This window comes from Sinorhizobium sp. 8-89, from assembly GCF_030124325.1.
Taxonomy (GTDB): Bacteria; Pseudomonadota; Alphaproteobacteria; order Rhizobiales; family Rhizobiaceae; genus Sinorhizobium.
On the sequence record NZ_JASKLR010000004.1, the window covers coordinates 290,552 to 314,528 of the forward strand.

General features: G+C 62.1%; 25 protein-coding genes. 10 read left to right on the plus strand and 15 right to left on the minus strand.

Annotated features, from left to right (window positions below; all coding sequences use genetic code 11):
- The first annotated feature begins 5 nt into the window (after positions 1-5).
- Both QN219_RS11420 and QN219_RS11425 read left to right on the plus strand, forming a co-directional pair.
- Positions 6-1,100 carry a GTP-binding protein gene (locus QN219_RS11420; protein WP_283999773.1) on the plus strand — a complete coding sequence of 365 codons (1,095 nt, stop codon included), beginning with the start codon at positions 6-8 and terminating at the stop codon, positions 1,098-1,100.
- A 31-nt stretch (positions 1,101-1,131) separates the two neighbouring features.
- Complete coding sequence (locus tag QN219_RS11425; protein ID WP_283999774.1) at positions 1,132-2,121, plus strand: WD40 repeat domain-containing protein; 990 nt, start codon at positions 1,132-1,134, stop codon at positions 2,119-2,121.
- 178 nt (positions 2,122-2,299) lie between these two features.
- On the opposite strand, the gene QN219_RS11430 is transcribed toward QN219_RS11425, so the two are convergent.
- Entirely contained in the window at positions 2,300-2,746 is a 447-nt protein-coding gene (locus QN219_RS11430; RefSeq protein WP_283999775.1) for a glyoxalase superfamily protein, read from the minus strand.
- Positions 2,747-3,012: 266 nt separating this feature from the next.
- Between QN219_RS11430 and QN219_RS11435 the strand changes: the two genes are divergently transcribed.
- Together QN219_RS11435 and QN219_RS11440 are read left to right on the plus strand one after the other, a co-directional pair.
- Positions 3,013-3,648, plus strand: a complete 636-nt coding sequence (locus QN219_RS11435) for a LysE family translocator (protein ID WP_283999776.1) — start codon at positions 3,013-3,015, stop codon at positions 3,646-3,648.
- Between the two features lie 226 nt (positions 3,649-3,874).
- Positions 3,875-4,081 carry a hypothetical protein gene (locus QN219_RS11440; protein ID WP_283999777.1) on the plus strand — a complete coding sequence of 69 codons (207 nt, stop codon included), beginning with the start codon at positions 3,875-3,877 and terminating at the stop codon, positions 4,079-4,081.
- Between the two features lie 111 nt (positions 4,082-4,192).
- Here QN219_RS11440 and QN219_RS11445 read toward each other — a convergent pair whose 3' ends face one another.
- Entirely contained in the window at positions 4,193-4,783 is a 591-nt protein-coding gene (locus QN219_RS11445; protein ID WP_283999778.1) for an N-acetyltransferase, read from the minus strand.
- Positions 4,784-4,872: 89 nt separating this feature from the next.
- Positions 4,873-6,012: an ornithine/lysine decarboxylase gene (gene odc2 / locus QN219_RS11450; protein WP_283999779.1), complete on the minus strand. Its 1,140-nt coding sequence runs from the start codon at positions 6,010-6,012 to the stop codon at positions 4,873-4,875.
- A gap of 695 nt (positions 6,013-6,707) precedes the next feature.
- Between odc2 and QN219_RS11455 the strand changes: the two genes are divergently transcribed.
- From QN219_RS11455 to QN219_RS11465, 3 genes are all read left to right on the plus strand, one after another.
- A complete protein-coding gene (locus tag QN219_RS11455) occupies positions 6,708-7,598 on the plus strand; it encodes a LysR family transcriptional regulator (RefSeq protein ID WP_283999780.1) in 891 nt (296 codons plus the stop codon).
- A 106-nt stretch (positions 7,599-7,704) separates the two neighbouring features.
- Positions 7,705-8,349, plus strand: a complete 645-nt coding sequence (locus tag QN219_RS11460) for a DUF1007 family protein (RefSeq protein ID WP_283999781.1) — start codon at positions 7,705-7,707, stop codon at positions 8,347-8,349.
- Positions 8,343-9,377, plus strand: a complete 1,035-nt coding sequence (locus QN219_RS11465; RefSeq protein ID WP_283999782.1) for a nickel/cobalt transporter — start codon at positions 8,343-8,345, stop codon at positions 9,375-9,377. The genes QN219_RS11460 and QN219_RS11465 overlap by 7 nt, the downstream gene beginning before the upstream one ends.
- A 170-nt stretch (positions 9,378-9,547) precedes the next feature.
- Here QN219_RS11465 and QN219_RS11470 read toward each other — a convergent pair whose 3' ends face one another.
- The 4 genes from QN219_RS11470 to QN219_RS11485 form a co-directional block, all read right to left on the minus strand.
- On the minus strand, positions 9,548-9,763 hold the full coding sequence (locus QN219_RS11470; protein ID WP_283999783.1) for a hypothetical protein: 216 nt from the start codon (positions 9,761-9,763) through the stop codon (positions 9,548-9,550).
- The gene (locus tag QN219_RS11475) at positions 9,760-10,455 is read right to left on the minus strand and encodes a GNAT family protein (protein WP_283999784.1); all 696 of its coding nucleotides are present in this window, start codon (positions 10,453-10,455) and stop codon (positions 9,760-9,762) included. Before QN219_RS11475 ends, QN219_RS11470 begins: the two co-directional genes overlap by 4 nt.
- A gap of 243 nt (positions 10,456-10,698) precedes the next feature.
- Positions 10,699-11,403 (minus strand): tellurite resistance TerB family protein, encoded by a 705-nt coding sequence (locus QN219_RS11480; RefSeq protein WP_283999785.1) that lies wholly within the window; start codon positions 11,401-11,403, stop codon positions 10,699-10,701.
- 165 nt (positions 11,404-11,568) lie between these two features.
- On the minus strand, positions 11,569-12,207 hold the full coding sequence (locus tag QN219_RS11485; protein WP_283999786.1) for a 2-dehydro-3-deoxy-phosphogluconate aldolase: 639 nt from the start codon (positions 12,205-12,207) through the stop codon (positions 11,569-11,571).
- Positions 12,208-12,407: 200 nt separating this feature from the next.
- Here QN219_RS11485 and QN219_RS11490 point away from each other — a divergent pair, with 200 nt between their 5' ends.
- The 3 genes from QN219_RS11490 (at position 12,408) to QN219_RS11500 (ending at position 14,839) form a co-directional block, all read left to right on the plus strand.
- On the plus strand, positions 12,408-12,881 hold the full coding sequence (locus QN219_RS11490; RefSeq protein ID WP_283999787.1) for a CYTH domain-containing protein: 474 nt from the start codon (positions 12,408-12,410) through the stop codon (positions 12,879-12,881).
- A complete protein-coding gene (locus QN219_RS11495; protein WP_283999788.1) occupies positions 12,878-13,786 on the plus strand; it encodes a CHAD domain-containing protein in 909 nt (302 codons plus the stop codon). Before QN219_RS11490 ends, QN219_RS11495 begins: the two co-directional genes overlap by 4 nt.
- A 108-nt stretch (positions 13,787-13,894) precedes the next feature.
- Complete coding sequence (locus QN219_RS11500; protein WP_283999789.1) at positions 13,895-14,839, plus strand: rhodanese-related sulfurtransferase; 945 nt, start codon at positions 13,895-13,897, stop codon at positions 14,837-14,839.
- Between the two features lie 87 nt (positions 14,840-14,926).
- Here QN219_RS11500 and QN219_RS11505 read toward each other — a convergent pair whose 3' ends face one another.
- The 8 genes from QN219_RS11505 to xylA all read right to left on the minus strand — a co-directional run bounded on the left by QN219_RS11505 (position 14,927) and on the right by xylA (position 23,973).
- On the minus strand, positions 14,927-15,325 hold the full coding sequence (locus tag QN219_RS11505) for a GFA family protein (RefSeq protein WP_283999790.1): 399 nt from the start codon (positions 15,323-15,325) through the stop codon (positions 14,927-14,929).
- A 112-nt stretch (positions 15,326-15,437) separates the two neighbouring features.
- A complete protein-coding gene (locus QN219_RS11510) occupies positions 15,438-16,214 on the minus strand; it encodes a MetQ/NlpA family ABC transporter substrate-binding protein (protein ID WP_283999791.1) in 777 nt (258 codons plus the stop codon).
- 39 nt (positions 16,215-16,253) lie between these two features.
- Positions 16,254-16,919 carry a methionine ABC transporter permease gene (locus QN219_RS11515; RefSeq protein WP_283999792.1) on the minus strand — a complete coding sequence of 222 codons (666 nt, stop codon included), beginning with the start codon at positions 16,917-16,919 and terminating at the stop codon, positions 16,254-16,256.
- On the minus strand, positions 16,909-17,988 hold the full coding sequence (locus QN219_RS11520) for a methionine ABC transporter ATP-binding protein (RefSeq protein ID WP_283999793.1): 1,080 nt from the start codon (positions 17,986-17,988) through the stop codon (positions 16,909-16,911). The genes QN219_RS11515 and QN219_RS11520 overlap by 11 nt, the downstream gene beginning before the upstream one ends.
- Positions 17,989-18,439: 451 nt before the next feature.
- Positions 18,440-19,813: a GH1 family beta-glucosidase gene (locus QN219_RS11525; protein ID WP_283999794.1), complete on the minus strand. Its 1,374-nt coding sequence runs from the start codon at positions 19,811-19,813 to the stop codon at positions 18,440-18,442.
- Between the two features lie 202 nt (positions 19,814-20,015).
- Positions 20,016-21,200 (minus strand): Gfo/Idh/MocA family oxidoreductase, encoded by a 1,185-nt coding sequence (locus QN219_RS11530; protein ID WP_283999795.1) that lies wholly within the window; start codon positions 21,198-21,200, stop codon positions 20,016-20,018.
- 154 nt (positions 21,201-21,354) lie between these two features.
- Positions 21,355-22,407: a sugar phosphate isomerase/epimerase gene (locus tag QN219_RS11535; protein ID WP_283999796.1), complete on the minus strand. Its 1,053-nt coding sequence runs from the start codon at positions 22,405-22,407 to the stop codon at positions 21,355-21,357.
- A 255-nt stretch (positions 22,408-22,662) separates the two neighbouring features.
- On the minus strand, positions 22,663-23,973 hold the full coding sequence (xylA, locus tag QN219_RS11540; protein WP_283999797.1) for a xylose isomerase: 1,311 nt from the start codon (positions 23,971-23,973) through the stop codon (positions 22,663-22,665).
- Positions 23,974-23,977: the final 4 nt, after the last annotated feature.

The window sequence follows — 23,977 nt, forward strand, 5'->3', positions numbered from 1 at the left end:
CTCCCATGACCGAAACATCCACGCAGAAGCCGATCCCCGTCACCGTGCTCACGGGCTATCTCGGCGCCGGCAAGACGACGCTCCTCAACCGCATTCTCAGCGAGAACCACGGTCGCAAATACGCGGTTATCGTCAACGAGTTCGGCGAAATCGGCATCGACAACGACCTGATCGTCGAGTCGGACGAGGAAATCTACGAGATGAACAACGGCTGCGTCTGCTGCACGGTCCGCGGCGACCTGATCCGTGTCGTCGAGGGGCTGATGCGCCGTCCGGGCCGCTTCGATGCGATCATCGTCGAGACCACCGGCCTTGCCGATCCTGTACCGGTCGCGCAGACCTTCTTCATGGATGACGACGTGCGCGCCAAGACCGAACTCGACGCGGTCGTCGCACTGGTCGATGCCAAGCACCTGCCGCTGCGTCTCAAGGACAGCCGCGAGGCCGAGGACCAGATCGCCTTCGCCGATGTCGTTCTCTTGAACAAGACCGATCTGGTGACACCGGAAGAGCTGGAGCGGATCGAGGCGACGGTTCGCGTCATCAATCCGTCCGCTCGCATATATCGCACGCAGCGCTCCGAGATCGACCTGACGAAGGTGCTCGACCAGGGTGCATTCAATCTCGAAAAGGCGCTCGAAAACGATCCGCATTTCCTCGATCAGGATGAGCATGACGATCACGTCTGCGGCCCCGATTGCAATCACGACCACCACCATCATGATCATGATCACCACGATCACGATCATCATGACCATCACCATCATCACCACGATCATGGCCCCTCGCCGATCCACGACGTGACGGTGCAGTCGATCTCGCTGCGCGGCGGCGAAATGAACCCCGACCGCTTCTTTCCGTGGATTCAGAAGATCACTCAGACAGACGGTCCGAATATCTTGCGGCTAAAGGGCATCATCGCTTTTGCCGGCGATGCCGAACGCTATGTGGTCCAGGGCGTGCACATGATCATCGAGGGCGACCACCAGCGTGCCTGGAAGGACGGCGAAAAGCGCGAGAGCCGGCTCGTCTTCATCGGCCGCGATCTCGACCGCGAGAAGCTCGAGCGCACCTTCAAGGCCTGCGAGGTCCAGGCATGAGCCCGAATAAACAAGAGAGCCTGACCAACTGATGCCGACAGTCGCTCCGCTCGATCTCGAAGGCCACGTCGTCGGCGTGGTCTTCCTCAAGGACACACCCTTCTTCGCCGAAGCCTCCGGCACCATCCATCGCCTCGACCATGGTCACAGGACCATTGAAGCCCATGACGGCCTGCTCTCGCTCGACCGTGACGAAGCGAACGACAGCCTTCTGACCGGCGGCGAGGACGGCAAGGTCATGCGCATCTTCGCCGACGGCACGACAAGCCTCGTTGCCGAAGCGCCACGCAAATGGATATCGCAGGTCGCGGCCGGGCCCCAGGGCGCCGTCGCCTACGCCTATGGCAAGACGACGCATGTTCGCCTGGCCGACGGCACGACAAAGGATTTTCCCGAGGAGCGCACGGTCGAGGGCATTGCCTTTGCACCGAAAGGCCTGCGCATCGCCGTCGCCCGCTACAACGGTGTGTCCATGCATTGGGTGGCGATCGCCGGCCAGCCGGCCGATCTCGAATGGAAGGGCGCCCATACCGGCGTCACATTCTCTCCCGATGGCCGTTTCGTCGTCACGACCATGCAGGAAAATGCGTTGCACGGCTGGAAGCTCGACGCCAAGGCGGGGGCCGAAGCGCGCCACATGCGCATGACCGGCTATCCGGCCAAGGTGAAGTCGCTGTCCTGGTCCGCCAAGGGCAAGTGGCTTGCCTCTTCCGGCGCGCCAGCCGCGATCGTCTGGCCGTTCCAGGGCAAGGACGGACCGATGGGCAAGGCGCCGCTCGAACTCGGCACCCGCGCCAACATCATGGTGACGGCGGTCAGCTGCCATCCGGCCGAGGACGTCGTCGCCATCGGCTACGAGGACGGCATGATCCTCGCTGCCCGCTTCGCCGACAGCAAGGAAGTGCTGCTACGCCGACCCGGCAAAGGTGCAATCACCGCCATGGCGTGGAGCAAGAACGGCCGCCAGCTCGCCTTCGGTTCGGCGGTCGGAGACTGCGGCGTCGTGGACCTTGCCGGGTAGCCTGTTTCGCAGTGCAGGCTGAAAGCCCCTCAACCTAGCCCCCTCCCCGCAAGCGGGGCGAGGGGACGCCGCCCACCTTGACCAGCGAAGATCGCACCACGAGTCCCTTCTCCCCGCGGGCGGGGAGAAGGTGCCGGCAGGCGGATGAGGGGCCGAGTCCACCTCAATTCGCCAAAACTCACCACTCGAGTTCCAGATGCGGCCGCCCGTTCGAGGTCTTTTCGACCGTCCGCCCGTTTTCGTCTATCGTCGCCGTCACCCTCTGGCGGAAAGCCGAGAAGCTTTCGAACGTGACGACGTCGACCGGCTCATCGAACTTGAACGTCAGGCGATAGCGCCCCGGCTCAGCACTTATCGCCTGAACCGAGAGGATTTCCGCTTCGAAGGCCTGGCCGAGATAATGGCCCTTCACCCGCGACCCCAGCATCCACGGATTGAACGGCGGGCGGTTGCCGGCAGCGGCGTGAAGTGTATTCCAGTCGCGATAGCCGTATTGGGCGGCGACGAGTTCGAGCGATCTGGAGTGGCTGATCGCCTCGCCCTCGGACGCGAGCCGGGACCGCAGGCGCCTTGCCTGGTCCTTTAGCGCATCGATTGCTGGAAACGTCGGTTTTCCATGCGTCATGACAGGGTCTCCTGTTGCGGCATGCATTTCGGGATGGGTGCCCGCATTGCCATCGGTTCGCATGCCGTTTCGGCGTGACCGTGTCGAAAAGAGGGACTTCACCAAAGCTTCAAGCTCGCGGACGGCTGGGGCCCTCGCCCGCCGCCTCCATAGGGGAAGGCGGAGAGGCTGTCAAACGGGTGTGCGTCAACGATGGCCACGATCTCACCGATGCTTGCGCGCACGTCAAAGCTGTGAGAGGACTTGCATCGCGGAGGGAGGACACCATGAGTGAAGTCACAATTCTTGCATTCGCGCTCGTTGCATTTATCGGCATCGCGACACCCGGACCAACCGTGCTCCTCGCGCTCACCAACGGATCGCGCCATGGCGTGAGACGCGCGACGGCGGGCATGATCGGCGCCGTCCTGTCGGATTTCGTGCTGATCGGCGCGGTGGCGCTCGGTCTCGGCGCGCTGCTGGCCGCGTCCGAATTCTGGTTCACGGTCGTCAAATGGCTCGGTGCCGCCTACCTCGCTTTCCTCGGCATCATGCTGCTGCGCTCCCACGGCACGCTGGAAATTGCTACCGACCGCGAGAGCCCAGGCGGCATCGCCACGACACGCACGATCTTCCTCAAGAGTTTCCTTGTCGCGGTCACCAACCCCAAGGGCTATCTGTTTTTCTCGGCCTTCCTGCCGCAGTTCATCGAGCCTGCCCTGCCGCAAGCGCCGCAATACGCCGTTCTCGCCGTCGTCTTCGCTTCGATCGATTTCGCGGTGATGTTCGGTTATGCGCTGATCGGCTCCCAAGCGGTTCGTTTCCTGAAACGCTCCGGCGCCATCTGGCTCGATCGTGTGTGCGGAGGCGCCCTCCTGGCGCTTGCGGGATCGCTGGCATTCTACCGACGCGCCGCGAGCTGATCCGCGGCAACGAGGGACGACACATGATCGGATACACGATGGTCGGAACAAGGGATCTTAAGCGGGCCGAGCGATTTTACGACCCGTTGATGGCCCTGATCGGTCAGGAGCGCTGCTATTGCGACGAACAGGTTGCTTCCTGGGGGCGGAGGGATGACGACAGGCTCCGCGCTTCTTCACGGGTTACCCTTTCGACGGCAACGGCGCCTCGGTCGGAAACGGAATAATGACGGCCTTTCTCGTCGAAAGCGCAGACGTGATCGACCGGATGTTCGAGATCGCCATCGAGCACGGTGGCCGGGAGGAGGGAAAACCCGGTTTTCGCCCGCAATATGGCGATGGTTTTTACGCAGCCTACGTCCGTGATCCGGACGACAACAAGGTTGCTTTCGTCTGCTACGATGCCAGGAAACCATCTGCGTCAGAGACGTGAAACCACGGCCGCCGGAAGCAGCGCCCCCTCAAAACATTACAGCGCCCCCGCGCCATTCCGGCGCAGGAGCGCTGTGCATTATCCGCCTCCGCAGGGTTGGAGGCGGCGAAGTCAGGCGGCGCGCTTGAGCGGCGGCAGGGCGAGCTTGCGGCCGCTCGCCACCAGGATTCCGGCAGCGCCATCGAGCCAACCGTCCTTGAGCTCGAGCGCCAGGAAACGGTTGCGCTCGAACGGTCCCGGCATCACGAGATGCTGCGCCCGCTCGGCGAAGAAGCCGAACCGTTCGTAATAGGCCGCATCGCCGACGAGCAGGATCGCCCCGTGGCCGCGGTTCTTGGCCTCCTGGATCGCCGCGCGCATCAGCATGCCGCCGATGCCCCGGCCCTCATGTGCCGGATCGACGGCAAGCGGGCCGAGAAGAAGCGCCGGCACGCCATGGCCTTCCCGGTCGACGCCCGCCTCTACATTCCAGAGGCGCACCGTGCCGATCACGTGGCCGTCCTCGGCGCGCGCGACAAGGGCAAGCCTCTCGGCCGGTATGCGGCCGCGCCGCAGCTTTTCCGAAGACTTCCGGCGACGATCCGGCCCCATGGCGCGGTCGAGCAGGCTTTCGCGCGCAACGACGTCGCCCGGGTTTTCGGAGTCGATCACAAAGGTGGACGGCGCGAAGAACGCGCGCATGGCATCAACAACAGCGGCCATCGGGGCCTCCCGTCATCAAAACCGCTTCAGGCGGATCGGATAAGAATTGTGAAATTGCCGCTCCCGCTTCGTGGCGGGAGCAGGCAGGATCAGATCACATAGGCCTTCAGCGGCTCGAAGCCGTTAAAGGCGACGGCCGAGTAGGTCGTCGTGTAGGCGCCCGTGCCTTCGATCAGAACCTCGTCGCCGATCGTCAGCGAGATCGGCAGCGGATACATGTTCTTCTCATAGAGCACGTCGGCGGAGTCGCAGGTCGGGCCGGCGAGCACGCAGGGCTCCATCGCGTCGGCGTCGCGTGCCGTGCGGATCGGATAGCGGATCGCCTCGTCCATCGTCTCGGCGAGACCGCCGAACTTGCCGATGTCGAGAAAGACCCAGCGGTGGTTGTCGTTGTCCGACTTCTTCGAAACAAGCACGACTTCCGCCTTGATCACACCCGCATTGCCGACCATGCCGCGGCCCGGCTCGATGATCGTCTCCGGGAGCTTATTGCCAAAGTGCTTCTTCAGCGCACCGAAGATCGCCTGGCCATAGGCTTCGGCCGACGGCACGTCCTTGAGGTACTTCGTCGGGAAACCGCCGCCCATGTTGACCATCTTGAGCTCGATGCCCTGCTTGGCGAGTTGCACGAACACGCGCTTGGCGTCGGCAAGCGCCGAATCCCAGGCGTCGAGCTTCGTCATCTGCGAGCCGACGTGGAACGACACGCCGTAGGAGACGAGGCCGAGCTGATGGGCGTAGACGAGCACGTCGACGGCCATCTGCGGCACGCAGCCGAACTTGCGCGACAGCGGCCATTCCGCACCTTCGCCGTCAGTCAGCACGCGGCAGAAGACGCGGGCGCCGGGAGCGGCACGTGCGACCTTCTCGACTTCCTCATGGCTGTCGACTGCGAAAAGGGACACGCCCAGCGCATAAGCGCGGGCAATATCGCGCTCCTTCTTGATGGTGTTGCCATAAGAAATGCGTTGAGCGGTCGCACCGGCGTCGAGCGCCATTTCGATTTCGGCGACGGACGCGCAATCGAAGTTGGAGCCGAGCCCGGCGAGAAGGCGCAGGATTTCCGGCGCCGGGTTGGCCTTGACGGCATAATAGATCGAGCTGTCGGGCAGCGCGTGGCGGAAGGCCTTGAAATTGTCGCGCACGACGTCGAGATCGACGACAAGGCACGGGCCTTCCGGTCGTCGGGTGTTCAGGAAGTCGATGATGCGTGCGGTGGTCATAGCCATATTCCCCTGATCCATTAGACTCCACAACTGTGGAGGACAAAGGGCATACGCGCGCTTGCACTGGTACCAGCCGGTGGAGACCCCGGAACCATGCATGCGCTCGATGCGCGAAACGGTGAATCGAAGCCCGCAAAGGCTAGGATTCGGCTTTGTCTGCCATGGATTGGAGGGAATATCCCAACCGCACTTCCGGCAATGAAGGTGTGCCTCTTCAGTAACCCCGGCTGTTGGAAAGCCGGCAGACACCAGAAAGGCCCGCACCGTCGTTGCTTCAAGATGTCCTCGCATTTCCCGGTTGGCCGGAATAGCGACTGGAGGGGTTAGTTCCAGGTACCTTACCGATAACCTCACCTAATCGAGGGTCGGCGGACACCCACAGGCACGTGCGACTTTGGGCAAGGGCGTAGGTAAGAAAAAACCTTGTCGTAATCAAGAGTTTTTTGCGTTCCGCAGTTGAATTTTTTCCGAACCCGGCGACACTGTCGGTGTTCACATTCACTGAACAATCGAACCTGCCGGACCGCCCGCGCTAAGCTTTTGGAATCAAGAGAACTTCCTCGGATATGCGAAGCAAGGGCGCTGACACAACCGGCGCGAGGTCGAGCACAGGCGGCGCGGCGACACGCATGTCCTCCGGGAAGCAAGAGATTGCGGGCGAATCAACCCTGCGAATATGAGACGAAAGAAAGTCAGCCATGGACACCTTGACCCGAATCCGTGCCTTCATTGACGTCGTGGACGCGGAAGGCTTTTCCGCAGCCGCCCGGCGCGTCGGGAAATCCAAGGCGCTTCTGTCGAAATATGTGCGTGAACTGGAAGACGAGCTCGGCGCCCTCTTGCTGAACCGCACAACTCGGCAATTCTCGCTGACCGAGGCCGGCCACACCTATTACCGAACGGCCTCCGAGATCCTGAAGGAAATCGACAACCTCGCCGATCTCGTGCGCGCCAACAATTCCGATCTGCGCGGTCGGCTGCGGATCACCGTGCCGCGGACATTCGTGGATGCGGAAATCGGCCAGTCGCTGATCGACTTCGGCAAACAGCATCCTGAATTGTCGCTCGAAATCGTATCGGACGATCGCTTCATCGACCTCGTGGAAGAAGGCTTCGATGTGGCGGTCCGCATTACCCGACTTGAGGATTCGACACTGATCGCCCGCAAACTCGACGACTTCCAGGTGCTGCTCTGCGCCTCGCCGGACTTCGTGGCGAAGGTCGGCCCACTCAAACATCCGAGCGAACTCTCGAAGATCCCGTGCATTCTCGATACCAACGGCCGGTCCTATTCGAACTGGCGCTTCGTCGAGCCGGACGGTTCGACCTTCACCGTCCCGGTGAACGGACCGATCGAAGTCAACAGCCCGCTTGCCTCCGCGCGCGCCGCCGTCACCGGCATCGGAATTGCGCCCATTCCGGATTTCATCGCCCGGCCGAAGATCCTCTCCGGTGAGCTGGTGACGTTGTTCGATGACTTCCTGCCGAAGGACCGCGGCATCTATGCGATCTATCCGCATCGCCGCTACCTACCGGCCAAGGTGCGCACCTTCGTCGATTTCCTCCACGGCTGGTTCCGCTCGCGATGACCATACCGGGCTAAGGCGCTGCATCGCCAAGTCCCAATTCCGTCCCATTTGCAGTACATTCGGAAGACGATTCGTCCGGCTCGGACCAAGAAGGATTTCCACTCCCATGAAAATGCAACGCCTCGTCATGGCCGGCCTCGCGACGCTCGTTGCGCCCGCCCTGGCTGTCGCCCATCCGCACATTTTCGCCGAAGCACGGCTGGAGATCGTTTCTGACGACAAGGGCGAGATCGGCGAATTGCGCAACGTCTGGCGCTTCGATGAACTGTTCTCCGCGAGCGTCGTGCTCGACTTCGACAAGAATTCCAATGCGACCCTCGATCCGGACGAACTCAAGGAGGTCGGCCAGACGGTTCTCGAATCCCTGTCGGAATACAATTATTACACGACGATCCTCGACAACGGAAAATCGGTAAAGGTGACGAAGCCCGAGAGCATCAATGTCGACTACAAGGACAACCAGCTCCTGATGATGTTCGCGGTCAAGCCGGCGGAAGCGCTGCCTCTCAAGGGCAAGCTCTCCTTCGGCGTCTACGACCCGACGATGTACACGGCGATGGACTTCCCGACCGATGATGATCTGACGGTCGTCGGCGACAAGATCGAGGCCTGCGAGCATCAGGTGGTGCGGCCCGATCCGGACGAGGTGCTCGCCGAAAACAAGGACACGCTGACCGACGCCTTCTGGAACGACCCGACCGGCACCGACATGTCGAAGCTCTTTGCAACCAGGATCGAGATCAAATGCTAAAGCCACGCAGGATTGGCGGACCGCTGGCGGCTGCGCTCTTGCTCGCGGCCCTTTCAGCGACGGCAGCTGCAGCCCAGTCGCCGCTCGGCATCGGCACCGCCGAACCGTCGGTCCAGACGACTGGCTTCCTCGGCGGTTTCTTTGCCTGGGTGAACATGGAGCAGCAGAGCTTCTACCGGCTGCTCACAGGCACGCTCAAGGGCATGCGCGAGAACCCGTGGCAGCTCTGGTCGCTGATCGGCCTCTCCTTCGCTTACGGCGTTTTCCACGCGGCGGGCCCGGGGCACGGCAAAGCCGTCATCTCCTCCTACATGATCGCCAACGAGACGGAACTTCGCCGCGGCGTCCTTCTCTCCTTTTTATCGTCGATGCTGCAAGGAGTGGTGGCGATCCTGCTGATTGGCGCCGTCTATCTCCTGTTGCGCGGCTCGTCGATCAGCATGACGGACGCGACGCATTCACTGGAAGTCGCAAGCTACGCGCTGATCGCAGCTTTCGGAGGCTGGCTGGTCTTTCGCAAGCTGCGCTCGATGGCGCGGCCCTCCCTTGCCTCCACCGGCGCCTCGCGTACCGGGCACGACCACGTCCATGGCGACCATGACCATGACCATGGCGATCACCACCATCATCATGCGCATGCTCCCGGCGAGGTCTGCGCGACCTGCGGCCATGCGCATGCGCCCGACCCGGCAATGCTCAAGGGCGATCGTTTTGCGCTCAGCGAGGCCTGGTCGGCGATTGTCGCCGTCGGCCTGCGTCCCTGCTCCGGGGCACTGATCGTACTCTCCTTCGCGCTCTTGAACGGGCTTTATCTCGGCGGCGTTCTCTCGGTCTTTGCCATGTCGATCGGCACGGCGATCACCGTTTCGATCCTCGCTACCATGGCCGTCACCGCCAAGGGTTTTGCCGTGCGTTACGCATCGAGCACTTCTGCCGCAGCACGCGTTTCCAGCGGTATCGAAATCGCCGGCGCGGTGATGGTGCTGGTGCTCGGGCTCGTTCTGCTGGGCGCAGCGCTTCAGGGCTGACTAGGAAAGCGCACGCCCCTCATCCGCCTGCCGGCACCTTCTCCCCGTTTTGACGGGGAGAAGGGACTCGCCGCGCGCTTACAGTCCCCTCTCCCTGCCTGCGGGGGAGAGGGCTAGGGCGAGAGTGGTGGCGAGCGCAATCTCACCATTCAAACGCTCGGTACCCAACGTCACTGTCCGCGTCGGCGCTGATGGCGGGCGCGCAACCAGAAAATCAGGAAGAAACCGAGCACGAAGAGAGCGCCGAAGGCCGCGGCGAGCCATGGCGAAATATCGCCGAGCCAAAGCATGATCGACGGCAAGGCAAAGAAGCCGACGGCGACGACGACAAGAATGACCGCGGCCGCGATTGCGGCGGATCTTTCCTTTTTCTCAGGCGGGCTCACGTTCGCTCCTTTGCCGCTAGATCCGCGCGAATATCCTCGAGGCGGCGCTTCTGGCGGCCATCACAATCGAAGTTTTCAGGCGACAGCCAAGCTTCGAATGCAGCCTTGATGAGCGGCCATTCGCCGTCGATGATCGAGAACCAGGCGGTATCGCGGTTGGCGTGTTTCGAGATCATATGCTGGCGGAAAATGCCTTCGAACGTGAAGCCGAGACGCGCTGCAGTGGTGCGGCTCGGTTGATTTTCACTGTGGCATTTCCATTCGTAGCGGCGATAGCCCAAGTCTTCGAAAACATGCCTGGCCATCAGGTAGTGCGCCTCCGTCGAGAGCGGCGAGCGCGCCATTGCGGGGCCGTGGGCAACGGCACCGACTTCCACGACGCCGTTGGCAGGATCCGCACGCATGTAGTTCGCCATGCCGACGACCTTGCCGGCCGCCTTGTCGCGGAACACCTCCGTAACCCAGCCGGATTTCTCCTGCGCCGCCCTCAGCCAGGCATCGAACGCATCGATGCCGGAAAAGTCGTCCTGCGTGAAATATTTCAGCAGCGGATTGATGCCCATGCCGCCGAGACCGTCCCACAAAGCCTCAAGGTGCTGCCTCCGCTCGTACGGTTCCAGCCGAACGTATCGGCCCTCGATGAGGACCGGCCGCGGCGCCGGACATCCCTTCCAGTTGGCAAGATCGCGCATCGACGACTCCAAATTCTTGTCTGCATCCGCAAATAGGACAGATGCTGGCTCCGCGCGTCTGATCAGACGCGCTAAGTCGCTGTAGCACTTTTAATGCTGCATGGTTCTGTCCTTGATCGATTTAAGGAATCATGCAGGCGGTTACAAATTCAAACTGGTGATGGAACTATGAGCCGGGCGTGTGCCACGCGCCTTCCTCGATCGGGGGACGCGCGGCCTCCGTGTTCACGACGCTGGCGGAGCTCAGGCGGGAACCTTGGCTCCCGAGACCGTTGCCTCGATATGGTCGACAAGCGCGTCGGCGAGCCCGAGACGACCGGCGAGCAGGTCGAGATAGCCGCGTTCGGCCCGGCTCTCCGGCTCGATCGCAAGACGCGACGCGGTATAGATCTCGACGCGCTGCTCCTCCGTCGCGGCGGCAGCGACGATCGCGTCGAGATCGACCGGATTGGCGAGCTCATCCTCGAGGAAGGCCGCCGCGTCGGCCGAGAGGCCGGAAACCGACAGCTTGTCCATGATGTGAGCACGCTCGGTCTCGTCGATATGGCCGTCGGCGCGGGAAGCGGCGATCATGGCGCGCACCAGGATCAGGGCAAAGTCGTTGCTCACGGCTGCCGGTGCCGTAAAGCCGGAATCGGCCGGCGGCGGCAGGAGCTCCGGCGTCGGCTGTGAGGCTGCCTCGGCGGCCGGCGCTTTGCCGGCCTGGTAGTTCTTGTAGGCCTGGTAGCCAAGCCCGGCGACCGCCGCGAGACCACCAAGCACCGCCGCGTTGCCGGCGAGCTTGCGGCCGGATTTCGTTCCTAGAAGAACCGCCGTGATCGCGCCCGTAGCAAGCGGATTATCCTTGGCAAGCCTGGTCACCTGATCGGCCCGGTCGCCCACCGTGCCGCCGGCGCCAGGCACCTGCGAACCCAAGAATTGATCCAGCAACTTCTTCGCGTCGAACATGGCTTCGCTCCTCTTCGGTTACCGCGCGACGGCAATACAGGAAAACGCTCGCCCCGTGTCGTCGGCGGATTGAGACATAGGAACGTTGCGAGAAAAATACAATTCGCATTGAACACGAAAAAGGCCGGGGCGCCCGGCCTTGGCACGCTTCGGTGTTGCGTGAAATCAGCCCTTGAGCGCGTAGGCTTCTGCGGCAAGCTTGGTGATCCCGGCCCAGTCGCCTTTCGCCACCAGCTCCTTCGGCGCCACCCAGGAACCGCCGACGCAGACGACGTTCGGCAACGACAGATAATCGCGGGCGTTGCCAAGCGAGATGCCGCCGGTCGGGCAGAACAAGGTGCCGGCGAGCGGCGAGGAAAGCGACTTCAGATAGGCAGCACCTCCGGCCTGCTCGGCCGGGAAAAACTTCATGACCTGATAGCCTTCCTCGCGCAGCCCCATCACCTCGCTCGCTGTCGCCGCCCCCGGCAGCAGCGGCACTTCGTGATCGTTGGCGACGTCGATCAGTTCCTGCGTCGTGCCGGGACTGACGATGAACTGCGATCCTGCCTCCACGGCCTGCTCGAACTGTGCGGCGTTGAGAATCGTGCCGGCACCGGCGACAGCGCCCTCGACTTCGGCGGCGACGGCGCGGATCGCATCCAGCGCCGCCTGCGTGCGCAGCGTGATCTCGATCGCCTTCAGGCCGCCGGCGACCAGTGCCCGCGCCAGCGGCACGGCCGTTGCAGCATCGTCGATGACCAGCACCGGAACTACCGGTTGCAGCTTGAGGATGGAGAGAAGCTTGTCGGTTTTCGCGCTCATGCCGGTCACCTTTTAAAACGATTGAATGTTCCGCTTCGCATACCCTCCCCGGCCGTGCTTGTCGAGACCGAAGGTCGTGAACACATCCTCGCCTTATAACAGCGAAAATAAAATATCATCGGCAGCAAAGAGATGGCTTGAGCCTTGATGATAAAACGATAGTTTATCCGCAGTCCACCTCTCGAAATGGCGGGAAATCCATGGCGAAGGAGATAGAGCGCAAGTTCCTGGTCGCTGACGGCGGTTGGCAGGAGCACGCGGACAAGGGCATAAAACTACAGCAAGCCTACGTCGTTACAATGGAAGATCGCTCCGTCCGTGTGCGGATCCATGGCAACAAGTGGGCGCGGCTGACCATCAAGATCGGCAAGTCGGCGCTCGTTCGCAATGAATACGAATACGATCTTCCCATGGACGATGCTCGGGAATTGCTGACCCAGGCGGTCGGGATCGTCGTCGAGAAGCGACGTTATCGCGTCCCCCACAGGGGCTTCACCTGGGAGGTCGACGTCTACGAGGGGGCGCTCGCCGGGCTTGTCGTCGCCGAGGTCGAGATGAAGCGGGAAACGGATTTGCCGACCCTGCCGAAATGGCTGGGGCGCGAGATTACCGGAGACCGCCGTTATTCCAATCAGGCGCTTGCCACAGAGGGGCTGCTGGAAGCGCAATCATGAGTTATGCGTTCATTCCCGGTCGGCCTTTCACCGAGGACTTTCGGGCTGTCGGGACCGAACAGATCGGACGCGCGGTTGCGGTGCTCGAGCATCGGCCGCAAGGCGTTCACGAAGCAATTCATGACGCCCGCAAGAACTTCAAGCGGTTGCGTTCGCTCTACCGGCTTGTGGCCTCCGACGCGCCGCTGTTCCAGAAGCAGGAAAACGTTCGCATACGCGCAATGGCGCGAAATCTATCGACCGCCCGCGACGCTGCCGCACTTGTCGAGAACATCAACTACCTGCGCGGGCAGACGAAGAGCGACGAACAGAGTACGGCCCTCGACCAGATCTACACCATTCTCGCGGAACGCCGCGACCGGATTGCCGAGAGCGAAGCGGACATCGAAACCAAGATCGCCGCGACAATCATCGACTGCGAGCAGGCGCTTGCCGCACTCGTGCATGTTACCTTCGACGACGGTAAACGAAACTCCGCGGCCCGGCTGAAAAAAGGCTGGCGCCGTACCCTGAAGCGTGCCGCGTGCGCGAGGGCAGCCTGCGAAGCGGGCACCGATGCCACGCTTTTCCACGAGTTGCGCAAGCGAACCCAGGATTACCGCATGCAACTGGCGCTAATGCGGGAGATCTGGCCCTCAGCAATGGGGGCGAAGGGGACGGAAGCCAAGGCGCTCGTAGACGTGCTCGGCCATTTGAACGACCTTGCCACGCTGACATCGCTGATCAACGAGGAGCCGGGGCTTGCCGGCAGCAGCCAGAACCAGGCGCACCTCCTTTCCGCTGTTATCACGCGGGAAAAGGCACTGAGAGCGGAGGCGCGGCGACGGGCGGCGGCGGTCTTTCTCGACGAGCCAAAAGACGAAAGCCGAACGATCGAGTTGCTCTGGCTTGAGGCCGGACGGTAGGGTGGCGTCGCCTTTATTTTGCCCCTGACGCGGCCACTGGCCAGCCGGACAATTGGACACGGCGGCTGCGATTGCACTTGGCGGCCGAAAGCTGTATTTGCGTGGCACATGACCGACATATCCATGACCCCGCGCCCGGAGACACAAGGCCAGTTTCTGGTGGCAGCGCTTTACCATTTCGTTCCCTTCCAGCGCTTCGCAGATTTTCGCGAACCGCTGCAGGCAGTCTGCGACGCCAATGACGTGAAGGGCACCCTGCTCGTCGCACATGAGGGCATCAACGGCACGATCGCCGGTTCCGACGAGGGCATATCCGCGGTGCTCGCATTTCTGCGCGCGCAGCCGGAATTCACCCGCCTCGAACACAAGGAAAGCCGGGCTTCGGTGATGCCGTTTCTCCGCATGAAGGTGCGGCTCAAGAAAGAGATCGTCACCATGGGCGTCGAAAACATCGACCCCAACAAGGTGGTCGGCACCTACGTGGACCCGAAGGATTGGAACGCGCTGATCTCCGACCCGGAGACGCTGGTGATCGACACGCGCAATGACTACGAGACGGCGATCGGCCTTTTCCGCGGTGCTGTCGATCCGAAGACCAAGACCTTCCGCGAGTTTCCGGAGTGGGTGCGCAACAACGCCGGCCTGCACAACAAGCCGAAGATCGCCATGTACTGCACCGGCGGCATCCGCTGCGAGAAGGCCACGGCCTTCATGAAGGAGCAAGGCTTCGAAGAGGTCTATCATCTGAAGGGCGGCATCCTCAAATATCTCGAGGAGATCCCTGAGGAGCAAAGCCTTTGGGATGGTGCCTGCTTCGTCTTCGACGAACGCGTTTCCGTGACCCATGGGCTCACAGAAGGCGAGCACACGCTCTGCCACGCCTGCCGCCAGCCCCTGACCCCGGAAGACCTGTTGTCTCCCCTCCACGAGGAAGGCGTCTCCTGCATCCACTGTCATGAGGTCCGCACCGACGAGGACCGCGAGCGCTACCGCGAACGGCAGAGGCAGATTGCGCTGGCGAAGAAGCGCGGCGAGCGACATCTCGGAAGCTGAGGCGGCGTCTGAGTCCGGCGGGCCCAGGCCGAGCGGTAACGAGGCACCCCCTCTGCCCTGCCGCTCAGCAATCACTCCTCGTGCCCATCAGCCCGGCAGCGTCTCGTACTCATCCACGCCAAGGGCCAGCCGATCCCAATGCGGACGACTGCGGGTGAAGACCGCATCAGTGGGCTCAAACAGTGACATTTCGTCGAGCGTGCCGGCATAAACCGTCCAACGGTCGGCACCGGACGAGAAGATCTGGCTGCCACACGTGGGACAGAAGTAGCGGGTCGTCACATTGCCGTTTTCGGCGAGCTTCTTGTAGGCGCGGAGCTCGCCGGTGACATCGACGTCGGCGTGCGAGAAGATCATATAGCAGCTATGGCCGCTACCCGTGGCCCGTTGGCAGTCGCGGCAATGGCAGAAGCCTGAATAGATCGGCGCTTTCTTCGCCTCGTAGCGCACCGCACCGCACAAACATCCACCCTTCATCCAGCTCATCTCATGTCCTCCTCAAACTGCCCGGAGGATAGCGAAGCGGCTCTCGTGGTCAAAGGAAAACCGCGCGCCCAGGTTGCGCCGCGCGGTTCATGTCTGCGTTCAACGAACAGGCTTACCAGCTCGGGATGAGCGCACCCTTGAAGGTATCGACGATGAAGGCCTTGACGCTGTCGTCGTGATAGGATTCGACGAGCGTCTTCACCCAGGGTGCATCCTTGTCCGCGGCACGCACCGCAATGACGTTGGCATAAGGAGACTTCTCGCTTTCGATGGCGATGGCGTCCTCCTTGGGATGAAGGTCGGCCTCGAGCGCGTAGTTGGTGTTGATCACGGCCGCGTCGACATCGGCCAGCGAGCGCGGAAGCTGGGCGGCATCGAGTTCGGCGAACTCGATGTTCTTCGGATTTTCCGTCACGTCAGCCGGGGTGGCCTTCAGCCCGACATCCGGATTGACCTTGATGAGGCCCTTCGACGCGAGAACCAGGAGCGCGCGGCCGCCGTTGGTCGGATCGTTCGGAATGGCGATCGTCGCGCCGTCCGTGAGCTCATCGAGGCTCTTCACCTTGTTCGAGTAGACACCCATCGGCGTGGTGATGGTCAGGCCCACGCTGACGATATCGTAGCCCCGATCGGCGATCTGGTTGTCGAGATAGGGCTGGTGCTGGAAGGAATTGGCGTTGAGTTCGCCATCGGCGAGCGCCTGGTTCGGAACCACATAGTCGGAGAATTCGAGGATCTCGATATCGAGGCCCTTGGGAGCGGCGACTTCCTTCACCTTCTCCATGATCTGGGCATGCTCGCCCGGGGTCACGCCGACCTTGATGGTCTCCGCGAGCGCGGTGCCGGCCGCAAGGGCGGCGAAGGCCGCGGCTAGAATAAGCTTTTTCATGGAGGTCTCCTTGTTACTGTTCGATGTCTTGGGAGAGGATCAGTTCTTACGGCTGCGTTTGTCGAAGCGGCGGGCGAGGCGGTCCCCCGCGCTCTGCACCAGTTGCACGAGCACGATCAGCACGACGACGACGATCAGCATCACGTCCGGCCTGAAGCGCTGGTAGCCGTAGCGGATGCCGAGATCGCCGAGACCGCCGCCGCCAACAGCCCCGACCATCGCCGAGTAGCCGATAAGGCTGACGATAGTCATGGTGAGCGCTAGCGTCAGTGCCGGACGGGCCTCGGCCAGAAGCACCTTGAAGACGATCTGCGTCGGGGTCGCGCCCATGGCGCGGGCAGCCTCAATCAGACCCTTGTCGATATCGCGGATTGCCGCCTCGACCAGTCGCGCGAAGAACGGAATGGTCGCGATGGTCAAAGGCACGATTGCCGCCTTCGTCCCGATCGAGGTGCCGGTGACGAGACGCGTGAAGGGGATGATCGCAACGACCAGGATGATGAAGGGCGTCGAGCGCGTGGCATTGACGATGAGCCCCACGACGCGGTTGATGTTGGGCGCCGGGAACAGCTCGCCCCTGCCGCTGGTTGCGAGGAAAATGCCAATCGGCAGGCCGATCAACGAGCCGATCAGGCCAGCAATCGCCACCATACGCAACGTGTCAAACGTGGCCTTGGCGATGAGCAGCAGAAGATCAGGCGACATAGCCGAGCACCTCCGTGACCAGTCCGTTCTCGGTGAAGAAGCGCTCCGCCCTGGCTGACGTTTCGGCGTCCGCCGCATAGGCAACCACGAGCGAACCATAGGGCTTGCCGCCGATCTCATCGATTGTGCCGGCAATGATGTTGACTTCGGCGCCGACCGATTTGATGAGCTGCGAGATCAAAGGCCGTTCGGCCGTGGCGCCGAAGAAGGTGAGGCGCACTACTGCACGATCGCCTGCGCTCGCGGCTGGCTTCAGGCCGCGCGCAACGGCATCCGGCAGTTTCGAGCCCGGCAATCCGGACAGGAGCGCACGCGTCGTCTCGTGCTTCGGATGCGTGAAGACATCGAAGGTCTTGCCCCATTCGACGATTTCGCCCCTGTCGATGACGGCCACATCCGACGTGACGGCCTTCACCACTTCCATCTCATGGGTGATGAGCAGGACAGTCAGTCCCAGTTCGGCATTGATGCGCTTCAAGAGTTCGAGGATCGACTGGGTCGTCTCCGGGTCGAGCGCCGATGTCGCTTCGTCGGAAAGCAGCAGTTTCGGCTCGGTCGCGAGCGCTCGGGCAATGCCGATGCGCTGCTTCTGGCCGCCGGAGAGCTCGGCCGGGTAGCGGGCGTGCTTGTCGGCAAGGCCGACGAGATCGAGAAGCGGCCGCACGCGCGCCTCGATGGCACGACGATCCATGCCGGCAATTTCCAGCGGCAGCGCGACGTTGCCGAAGACGGTGCGTGAGGAAAGCAGATTGAAATGCTGGAAGATCATGCCGACCGAGCGCCGGAGATTGCGCAAGCTCGCCTCGTCAAGCGCACCCACGTCGACGCCATCGACGAGCACCTTGCCGTTCGACGGTTTCTCGAGGCCATTCACCAGCCGGATCAGCGTCGATTTACCGGCGCCGGAACGGCCGATGATGCCCGTGATGGAGCCTCGCGCGACGTTGAGGTCGACATTGTTGAGCGCGGTAAAGGCGCCACTTTCGCCGGACGCCCCAAAATGCTTGGAGACCCCCTTGAAGGCGACTGAGACGTCATCGGACGAGGGCGTGGGTACGGAAGCGGTCATAGTCCGGTCACCCCCGAAGGAGGGAACTTGGCGATGTGATGAGGATACATGATGCTCTCGGATGTTCGAAACTCTTGTCCCTGGCAGGGCCGGAACGGAAAATGCGTCAGGAGCGGTATGAGGAAAAGTGGGCGCGGTTTCTGCCCGCATCACTTCTTCAGGCCGACATTCGACAACGCATTCGGAACAGGGAGCAACTCTCTATCATCAGGCAACCGGTCAATTCAACGCCATTGCGGACATGGCCGCCATGCCACGCAATCTATGTCGTTTATGGCGTTTGACTAACCGCTTTCACAGGCAAATTTTTCCGAAAGCACGCGGCTGCGCGCAAAAAGCGTGCTTATTGTGGGCCGAGACGCGAGGCCCGCCGCTCACTTTGAGGGAGCGGCGAATTGAGGATGCCGGCGGGGGCAGCGAGGGCGCAGCGCGCTGCCATCCGACTCCGACCTCACGCGCCCCTATGGTTGCCTTTCGGAAACTCTTCCGCCAATTCCTTGTACCATCGACCGCTCTTCTTGATGGTGCGGACCTGCGTGTCGTAGTCCACGTGGACGATGCCGAAGCGCATACGGTAGCCCTCGGCCCATTCGAAATTGTCCATCAGGCTCCAGGCAAAATAGCCGCGCATCGGATAGCCCTTGGCGATCAGGTCCGCCGTGACCGACAGGTGGTCGGCGATGTAGTCGAGCCGCGGCTGATCGTCGACGGCGCCGTTTTCGACACTCATGTTGTAGCAGGCGCCGTTCTCTGTGATGTAGCAGTCGGGAAGCCGATAGCGGGCGTTGAGCGTTTCGACAAGCGTGCCGAGCGCCGGCGCATAGACCTCCCAGCCGATATCCGTCTTCATGTCGCTCACCGGCTTGGCATTTACTGTTGCCGGATAATCTGCACCTGGCGTCGGGTCATCCGAAACCCGCATCGGGGTATAGTAGTTGAGGCCCCACCAATCGAGCGGTTGCGAAATCGTCGCCATGTCGCCGTCCTCGATCAAGGGCATGCGATCGCCAAGCGCCGACAGGAAGCTTTCGGGGTACTCTCCCTTGAAGATCGGGCCGAAGAAGACGCCGTTATGGAAATCGAAGGCGCGTTCGGCCGCGGCCTTGTCCTTGGCACTTTTGCTGCCCGGATAGACCGAGTGGGCGTTGATGACGATGCCCGTCGGCAGACTCGATCTTTCGGAGCGGATCGCCTCGACACCGAGGCCATGCGCGAGATTGGTGAAGTGAAGCGCAGCGAGCGCCGCATCCATGTTGCGCTCGCCCGGCGCGTGAACGCCGTAGAGATGGCTGAGCCATACGGAGCACCAGGGTTCGTTGAAAGTGGCGACGGCATCGAGCCGGTCACCGAGGCGGGCGATGACGGTCTTGGCATAGCGTTGATAGGCGTAGGCGGTCGTCCGCGCCGTCCAGCCGCCATCGCCCATCAAGGCAAGCGGCAGGTCCCAGTGGTAGAGAGTGGCGAAGGCCTTGATGCCGCGCGTCTTCAGCCCGTCGACAAGCCGGTCGTAGAAATCGAGCCCTTTCTCATTGATCGGGCCCGTCCCCTCCGGAATGATGCGCGGCCAGGCGATCGAGAAGCGATAGGCCTCGACGCCGAGGTTCTCGATCAGGTCCAGATCTTCTTCGAGCCGATTGTAATGGTCGCAAGCGACGTCACCGTTGTGGCGCCCGAAAACGCGGCCGGGCATGTTCGAGAACGCGTCCCAGATGGAGGGCTTGCGCCCGTCCGCCTTGCTCGCGCCCTCGATCTGGAACGATGCGGTTGCCACTCCGAAGACAAAGTCACCCGGAAAGCGGTCTGCCAGCTTCTTGGCTTCGATCATTGTTCGGCCTCGTCGTCTGTGCAGCCGACGCCGAAACCGGCGCCGCTGCATTTTCATCGGATAGAGCGGATGCGGACCGAAGACCGCAGGGCTTTTCCTAAACCAGCTCTCGTTTTCAAACGTGGCCTAAAGCCGCGACGGCAAATGTCAACCGCGAAAAGGGCGAGGTTACTCCGCCCTCCTCGATCTTGCGTCGTCTAAGTCAGACCTTGATCCAGGCGCCGTTGCGCTTCGAGGACTGCACGCAGGCATCGACGAAGACCATGCCTTTCATGCCGTCGTCTATCGTCGGATAGGTGACTGCCGCATCGACCTTCTCGCCGTTGCGCTTGGCGAAAATCGCCCGTGCGGCTTCCGAGTAGATGTTGGCGAAACCTTCGAGGTATCCTTCCGGATGGCCGGAGGGAATGCGCGAGACGCGGGCGGCGGCCGGTCCCGCCCCGGCACCGGCACGCGTCAGCAGGCGCTTCGGTTCGCCGAACGGCGTGTACCAGAGATAGTTCGGGTCCTTCTGCGTCCATTCGAGGCCGCCCTTGGTGCCGTAGACCCGGACCATCAGGCCGTTCTCATGGCCAGGCGCCACTTGGCTGCACCAGAGCATGCCCTTGGCACGCGCGCCGTCCTTCGCCTTGAAGCGCATCATCACATGTGCATTGTCGTCGAGTTGACGACCGCCGACGAAGCTGTCGAGATCGGCGGAAAGTTCCTCCAGTTCGAGACCGGAAACGAAGCAGCCGAGGTTATAGGCATGAGTACCGATGTCGCCGGTAGAGCCGCCGGCGCCGGAGCGGGCCGGATCGGTTCGCCACGCGGCCTGCTTCTGGCCGGACTGCTCGATGTTCTCGGTCAGCCAGTCCTGAGGATACTCCATCTGCACGAGCCGAACCGCGCCGATATCGCCGTTCGCCACCATTTCGCGCGCCTGGCGCACCATGGGATAGCCGGTATAATTGTGCGTCAGCACGAACAGCACGTCGCTTTCGTCCACCGCCTTCTTGAGCTTTTTCGCATCAGCAATCGTGGAAGTCAGCGGCTTGTCGCAGATGACGTGGATGCCGCGCTTCAGGAACTCCTTGGCGGCGGCGTAATGGACATGGTTCGGGGTCACGATCGCAACCGCCTCGATACCGTCCTTGAGCTTCGCCTCGCGGATCGCCATCTCCTTGAAGTCCGAATAGACGCGCTTCGGATCGAGCCCCAGCTCACGGCCGGAGGCTTGCGCCTTTTCCGGCGTCGACGACAGCGCACCGGCGACGAGTTCATAGTGATCGTCAAGCCTTGCCGCGATGCGGTGGACTGCGCCGATGAAGGCGCCGGAACCGCCGCCAACCATGCCAAGCCGGATGCGCTTTTGACGACTTTCCGTGCTGCTTCCCTCAATTGCCATTCTGAATTCCTCTCCTGAAGTGTTTGCAACTGAAATCGCCCCTCATCCCGCTGCCGCGACCTCCCTGTGCGGACGACGGGAGAAGGGGCAAGCCGCGGGCTCATAAGTCTCCTCTCCCCGCGTGCGGAGAGAGGCTAGGGTGAGGGGCAGAAAATCAGATTCCCAGCATCCGCCGGTTCGCTGCCTCGTCCGTTCCGCTGTCGGCAAAATCGTCGAAGGCCTTTTCGGTAACGCGGATGATGTGCGCCTTGACGAACTCAGCGCCTTCCCGCGCGCCGTCTTCCGGATGCTTCAGGCAGCACTCCCACTCGACGACGGCCCAGCCGGCAAAATCATTGGCGGCCATCTTCGAGAAGATGGCGCCGAAATCGACCTGGCCGTCGCCGAGCGAACGGAAGCGTCCGGCGCGGTTCACCCAACTCTGGTAGCCGCCATAGACGCCCTGACGGCCGGTCGGATTGAACTCCGCGTCCTTGACGTGGAACATCCGGATCCGGTCCTTGTAGATGTCGATATTGTCGAGATAGTCCAGGCACTGCAGCACGTAGTGCGACGGATCGTAGAGCATGCAGGCGCGGGCGTGGTTGCCGGTGCGCTCCAGGAACATCTCGTAGGTGATGCCGTCGTGCAGGTCTTCGCCCGGGTGGATCTCGTAACACACATCGACACCGCAATCCTCAGCGTGGTCGAGGATCGGCTTCCATCGCCGGGCAAGCTCGTCGAAGGCGGTTTCCACGAGGCCGGCAGGACGCTGCGGCCAGGGATAGACGAAGGGCCAGGCGAGCGCGCCCGAAAAGCTCGCCATTGCGTCGAGGCCGAGATTGCGCGACGCCGTCAGCGCCATCTTCACCTGCTCCACCGCCCATTGCTGGCGCGCCTTCGGATTGCCCCGCATCTCGGGCGCGGCGAAGCCGTCGAAAGCCTCGTCATAGGCCGGATGCACGGCGACCAACTGGCCCTGCAGATGGGTCGAGAGCTCGGTGATCTCGACGCCGTTGTCACGCGCCTTTCCGGCGATTTCGTCGCAATAGGTCTTGGACTCGGCAGCCTTCTTCAGGTCGAACAGCCGTCCGTCCCAGCTTGGAATCTGCACGCCCTTGTAGCCGCAGTCGGCGGCCCATTTGGTGATCGAATCCCAGGAATTGAACGGAGCCGTATCACCGGCGAACTGCGCAAGAAAAAGCCCTGGGCCCTTGATGGTCTTCATCCCGAATTTCCTCCCTGGATCACGATTCCGGTCTGCGACCGATTGCTGGAAAGATGCGGCTGCACCCAATTTTCGCGATTGCTGATGGACCTGAAACGTTGCAGTAGGCAGAAGCTAACAGATTTTTCACGAGGGGCAATCCCGCTTCTACGTATCATGCAAGCCGCATTTTCGGTCCTCGCCAAAACGCATGATCATATTTTGGAGTGAGCTGACGGGCGCCCCTGTGACAGAAGCGCCCATCGCTCGCAGTGATCAGACGTAGCGGTTCACCACGTTCTCCAAGAGTTCCTGCTTGCCTGACTTCGGCTGCGGATTGAGGTCGGCCTTGCGCACCCAGGCCTCGATCTCCTCCAGCGAAAAGCCCCCCTCGAGCATCTTCTTAGCCTCGGGCACGTTCCAGCCGGCATAGCGCTTTTCGAGCGGGGCGGAGAGCGCGTTGTCGTCGATCATTTTCGCCGCCGCCTTGAGACCGCGCGCGCAGCAATCCATGCCGCCGATATGGCCGATCAAGAGGTCTTCCGGATCGATCGACTGGCGGCGCAGCTTCGCATCGAAATTGGTCCCGCCCGTCTTGAAGCCACCACCCGCAAGCACGTGATAATAGGCAAGCGCCATTTCCGGAACGTTGTTCGGGAACTGGTCGGTATCCCAGCCGGACTGGTAATCATTGCGGTTCATGTCGATCGAACCGAAGATGCCGAGCGCATTGGCGAGCGCCAGTTCGTGCTCGAAGGAATGGCCGGCAAGGATGGCGTGGCCCTGCTCGATATTGACCTTCACCTCGTTCTCGAGACCGTACTTCTTGAGGAAGCCATAGACCGTGGCGACGTCGAAGTCGTATTGGTGCTTGGTCGGCTCCTGCGGCTTCGGCTCGATCAGGATCGTACCCTTGAAGCCGCTCTTGTGCTTGTACTCGACGACCAGATTGACGAAACGGCCGAGTTGATCGAGTTCGCGCTTCAAGTCGGTGTTGAGCAGGGTCTCGTAGCCTTCGCGTCCGCCCCAGAGAACGTAGTTCTCACCACCAAGCTTCTGTGTCGCGTCGATGCAGGTCTTCACCGTTGCTGCGGCAAAGGCAAAAACGTCGGGATCCGGATTGGTCGCCGCACCCGACATGTAGCGGCGGTTGGAGAAGAGATTGGCAGTGCCCCAGAGCAGCTTGACGCCGGTCTCGGCCTGCTTCTTCGCGAAATAGTCGACGATCTCATTGAGGTTGCTGGTGTTCTCCGCGAAGTTTCTCCCCTCCGGACGCACGTCCGCGTCGTGGAAGCAGTAGAATGGCACGCCGAGAAGCTGGAAGAGTTCGAAGGCGACGTCGGCCTTCAGCTTCGCGGCCTCCATCGTGTCCTTGAACCAGGGACGCTCAAAGGTCTGGCCGCCGAAGGGATCGCCGCCCGGCCAGACGAAAGTGTGCCAATAGGCGACGGCAAAGCGAAGATGTTCCTCCATCCGCTTGCCGAGAACGATTTCGTCCGGATTGTAATGACGAAAGGCGAGCGGATTGGTGCTCTCCGGTCCGTCGTATTTGATCTTGGCGATGTCGCCGAAAAATCCCGTGCTCACGATC

Excerpts from the sequence above, each read along its gene's own strand:
- QN219_RS11460 (WP_283999781.1), top strand. The coding sequence starts at position 7,705 with ATGAAAATGCAACGCCTCGTCATGGCCGGCCTCGCGACGCTCGTTGCG.
- QN219_RS11490 (WP_283999787.1), top strand. The coding sequence starts at position 12,408 with ATGGCGAAGGAGATAGAGCGCAAGTTCCTGGTCGCTGACGGCGGTTGG.
- QN219_RS11520 (WP_283999793.1), bottom strand. The coding sequence starts at position 17,988 with ATGACCGCTTCCGTACCCACGCCCTCGTCCGATGACGTCTCAGTCGCC.
- QN219_RS11420 (WP_283999773.1), top strand. The coding sequence starts at position 6 with ATGACCGAAACATCCACGCAGAAGCCGATCCCCGTCACCGTGCTCACG.
- QN219_RS11495 (WP_283999788.1), top strand. The coding sequence starts at position 12,878 with ATGAGTTATGCGTTCATTCCCGGTCGGCCTTTCACCGAGGACTTTCGG.
- QN219_RS11535 (WP_283999796.1), bottom strand. The coding sequence starts at position 22,407 with ATGAAGACCATCAAGGGCCCAGGGCTTTTTCTTGCGCAGTTCGCCGGT.
- QN219_RS11445 (WP_283999778.1), bottom strand. The coding sequence starts at position 4,783 with ATGGCCGCTGTTGTTGATGCCATGCGCGCGTTCTTCGCGCCGTCCACC.
- QN219_RS11515 (WP_283999792.1), bottom strand. The coding sequence starts at position 16,919 with ATGTCGCCTGATCTTCTGCTGCTCATCGCCAAGGCCACGTTTGACACG.
- odc2 (WP_283999779.1), bottom strand. The coding sequence starts at position 6,012 with ATGGCTATGACCACCGCACGCATCATCGACTTCCTGAACACCCGACGA.
- QN219_RS11435 (WP_283999776.1), top strand. The coding sequence starts at position 3,013 with ATGAGTGAAGTCACAATTCTTGCATTCGCGCTCGTTGCATTTATCGGC.
- QN219_RS11480 (WP_283999785.1), bottom strand. The coding sequence starts at position 11,403 with ATGTTCGACGCGAAGAAGTTGCTGGATCAATTCTTGGGTTCGCAGGTG.
- QN219_RS11505 (WP_283999790.1), bottom strand. The coding sequence starts at position 15,325 with ATGAGCTGGATGAAGGGTGGATGTTTGTGCGGTGCGGTGCGCTACGAG.
- QN219_RS11475 (WP_283999784.1), bottom strand. The coding sequence starts at position 10,455 with ATGCGCGATCTTGCCAACTGGAAGGGATGTCCGGCGCCGCGGCCGGTC.
- QN219_RS11430 (WP_283999775.1), bottom strand. The coding sequence starts at position 2,746 with ATGACGCATGGAAAACCGACGTTTCCAGCAATCGATGCGCTAAAGGAC.
- QN219_RS11440 (WP_283999777.1), top strand. The coding sequence starts at position 3,875 with ATGACGGCCTTTCTCGTCGAAAGCGCAGACGTGATCGACCGGATGTTC.
- QN219_RS11530 (WP_283999795.1), bottom strand. The coding sequence starts at position 21,200 with ATGGCAATTGAGGGAAGCAGCACGGAAAGTCGTCAAAAGCGCATCCGG.
- QN219_RS11425 (WP_283999774.1), top strand. The coding sequence starts at position 1,132 with ATGCCGACAGTCGCTCCGCTCGATCTCGAAGGCCACGTCGTCGGCGTG.
- QN219_RS11485 (WP_283999786.1), bottom strand. The coding sequence starts at position 12,207 with ATGAGCGCGAAAACCGACAAGCTTCTCTCCATCCTCAAGCTGCAACCG.
- QN219_RS11455 (WP_283999780.1), top strand. The coding sequence starts at position 6,708 with ATGGACACCTTGACCCGAATCCGTGCCTTCATTGACGTCGTGGACGCG.
- QN219_RS11500 (WP_283999789.1), top strand. The coding sequence starts at position 13,895 with ATGACCGACATATCCATGACCCCGCGCCCGGAGACACAAGGCCAGTTT.
- QN219_RS11525 (WP_283999794.1), bottom strand. The coding sequence starts at position 19,813 with ATGATCGAAGCCAAGAAGCTGGCAGACCGCTTTCCGGGTGACTTTGTC.
- QN219_RS11510 (WP_283999791.1), bottom strand. The coding sequence starts at position 16,214 with ATGAAAAAGCTTATTCTAGCCGCGGCCTTCGCCGCCCTTGCGGCCGGC.
- QN219_RS11465 (WP_283999782.1), top strand. The coding sequence starts at position 8,343 with ATGCTAAAGCCACGCAGGATTGGCGGACCGCTGGCGGCTGCGCTCTTG.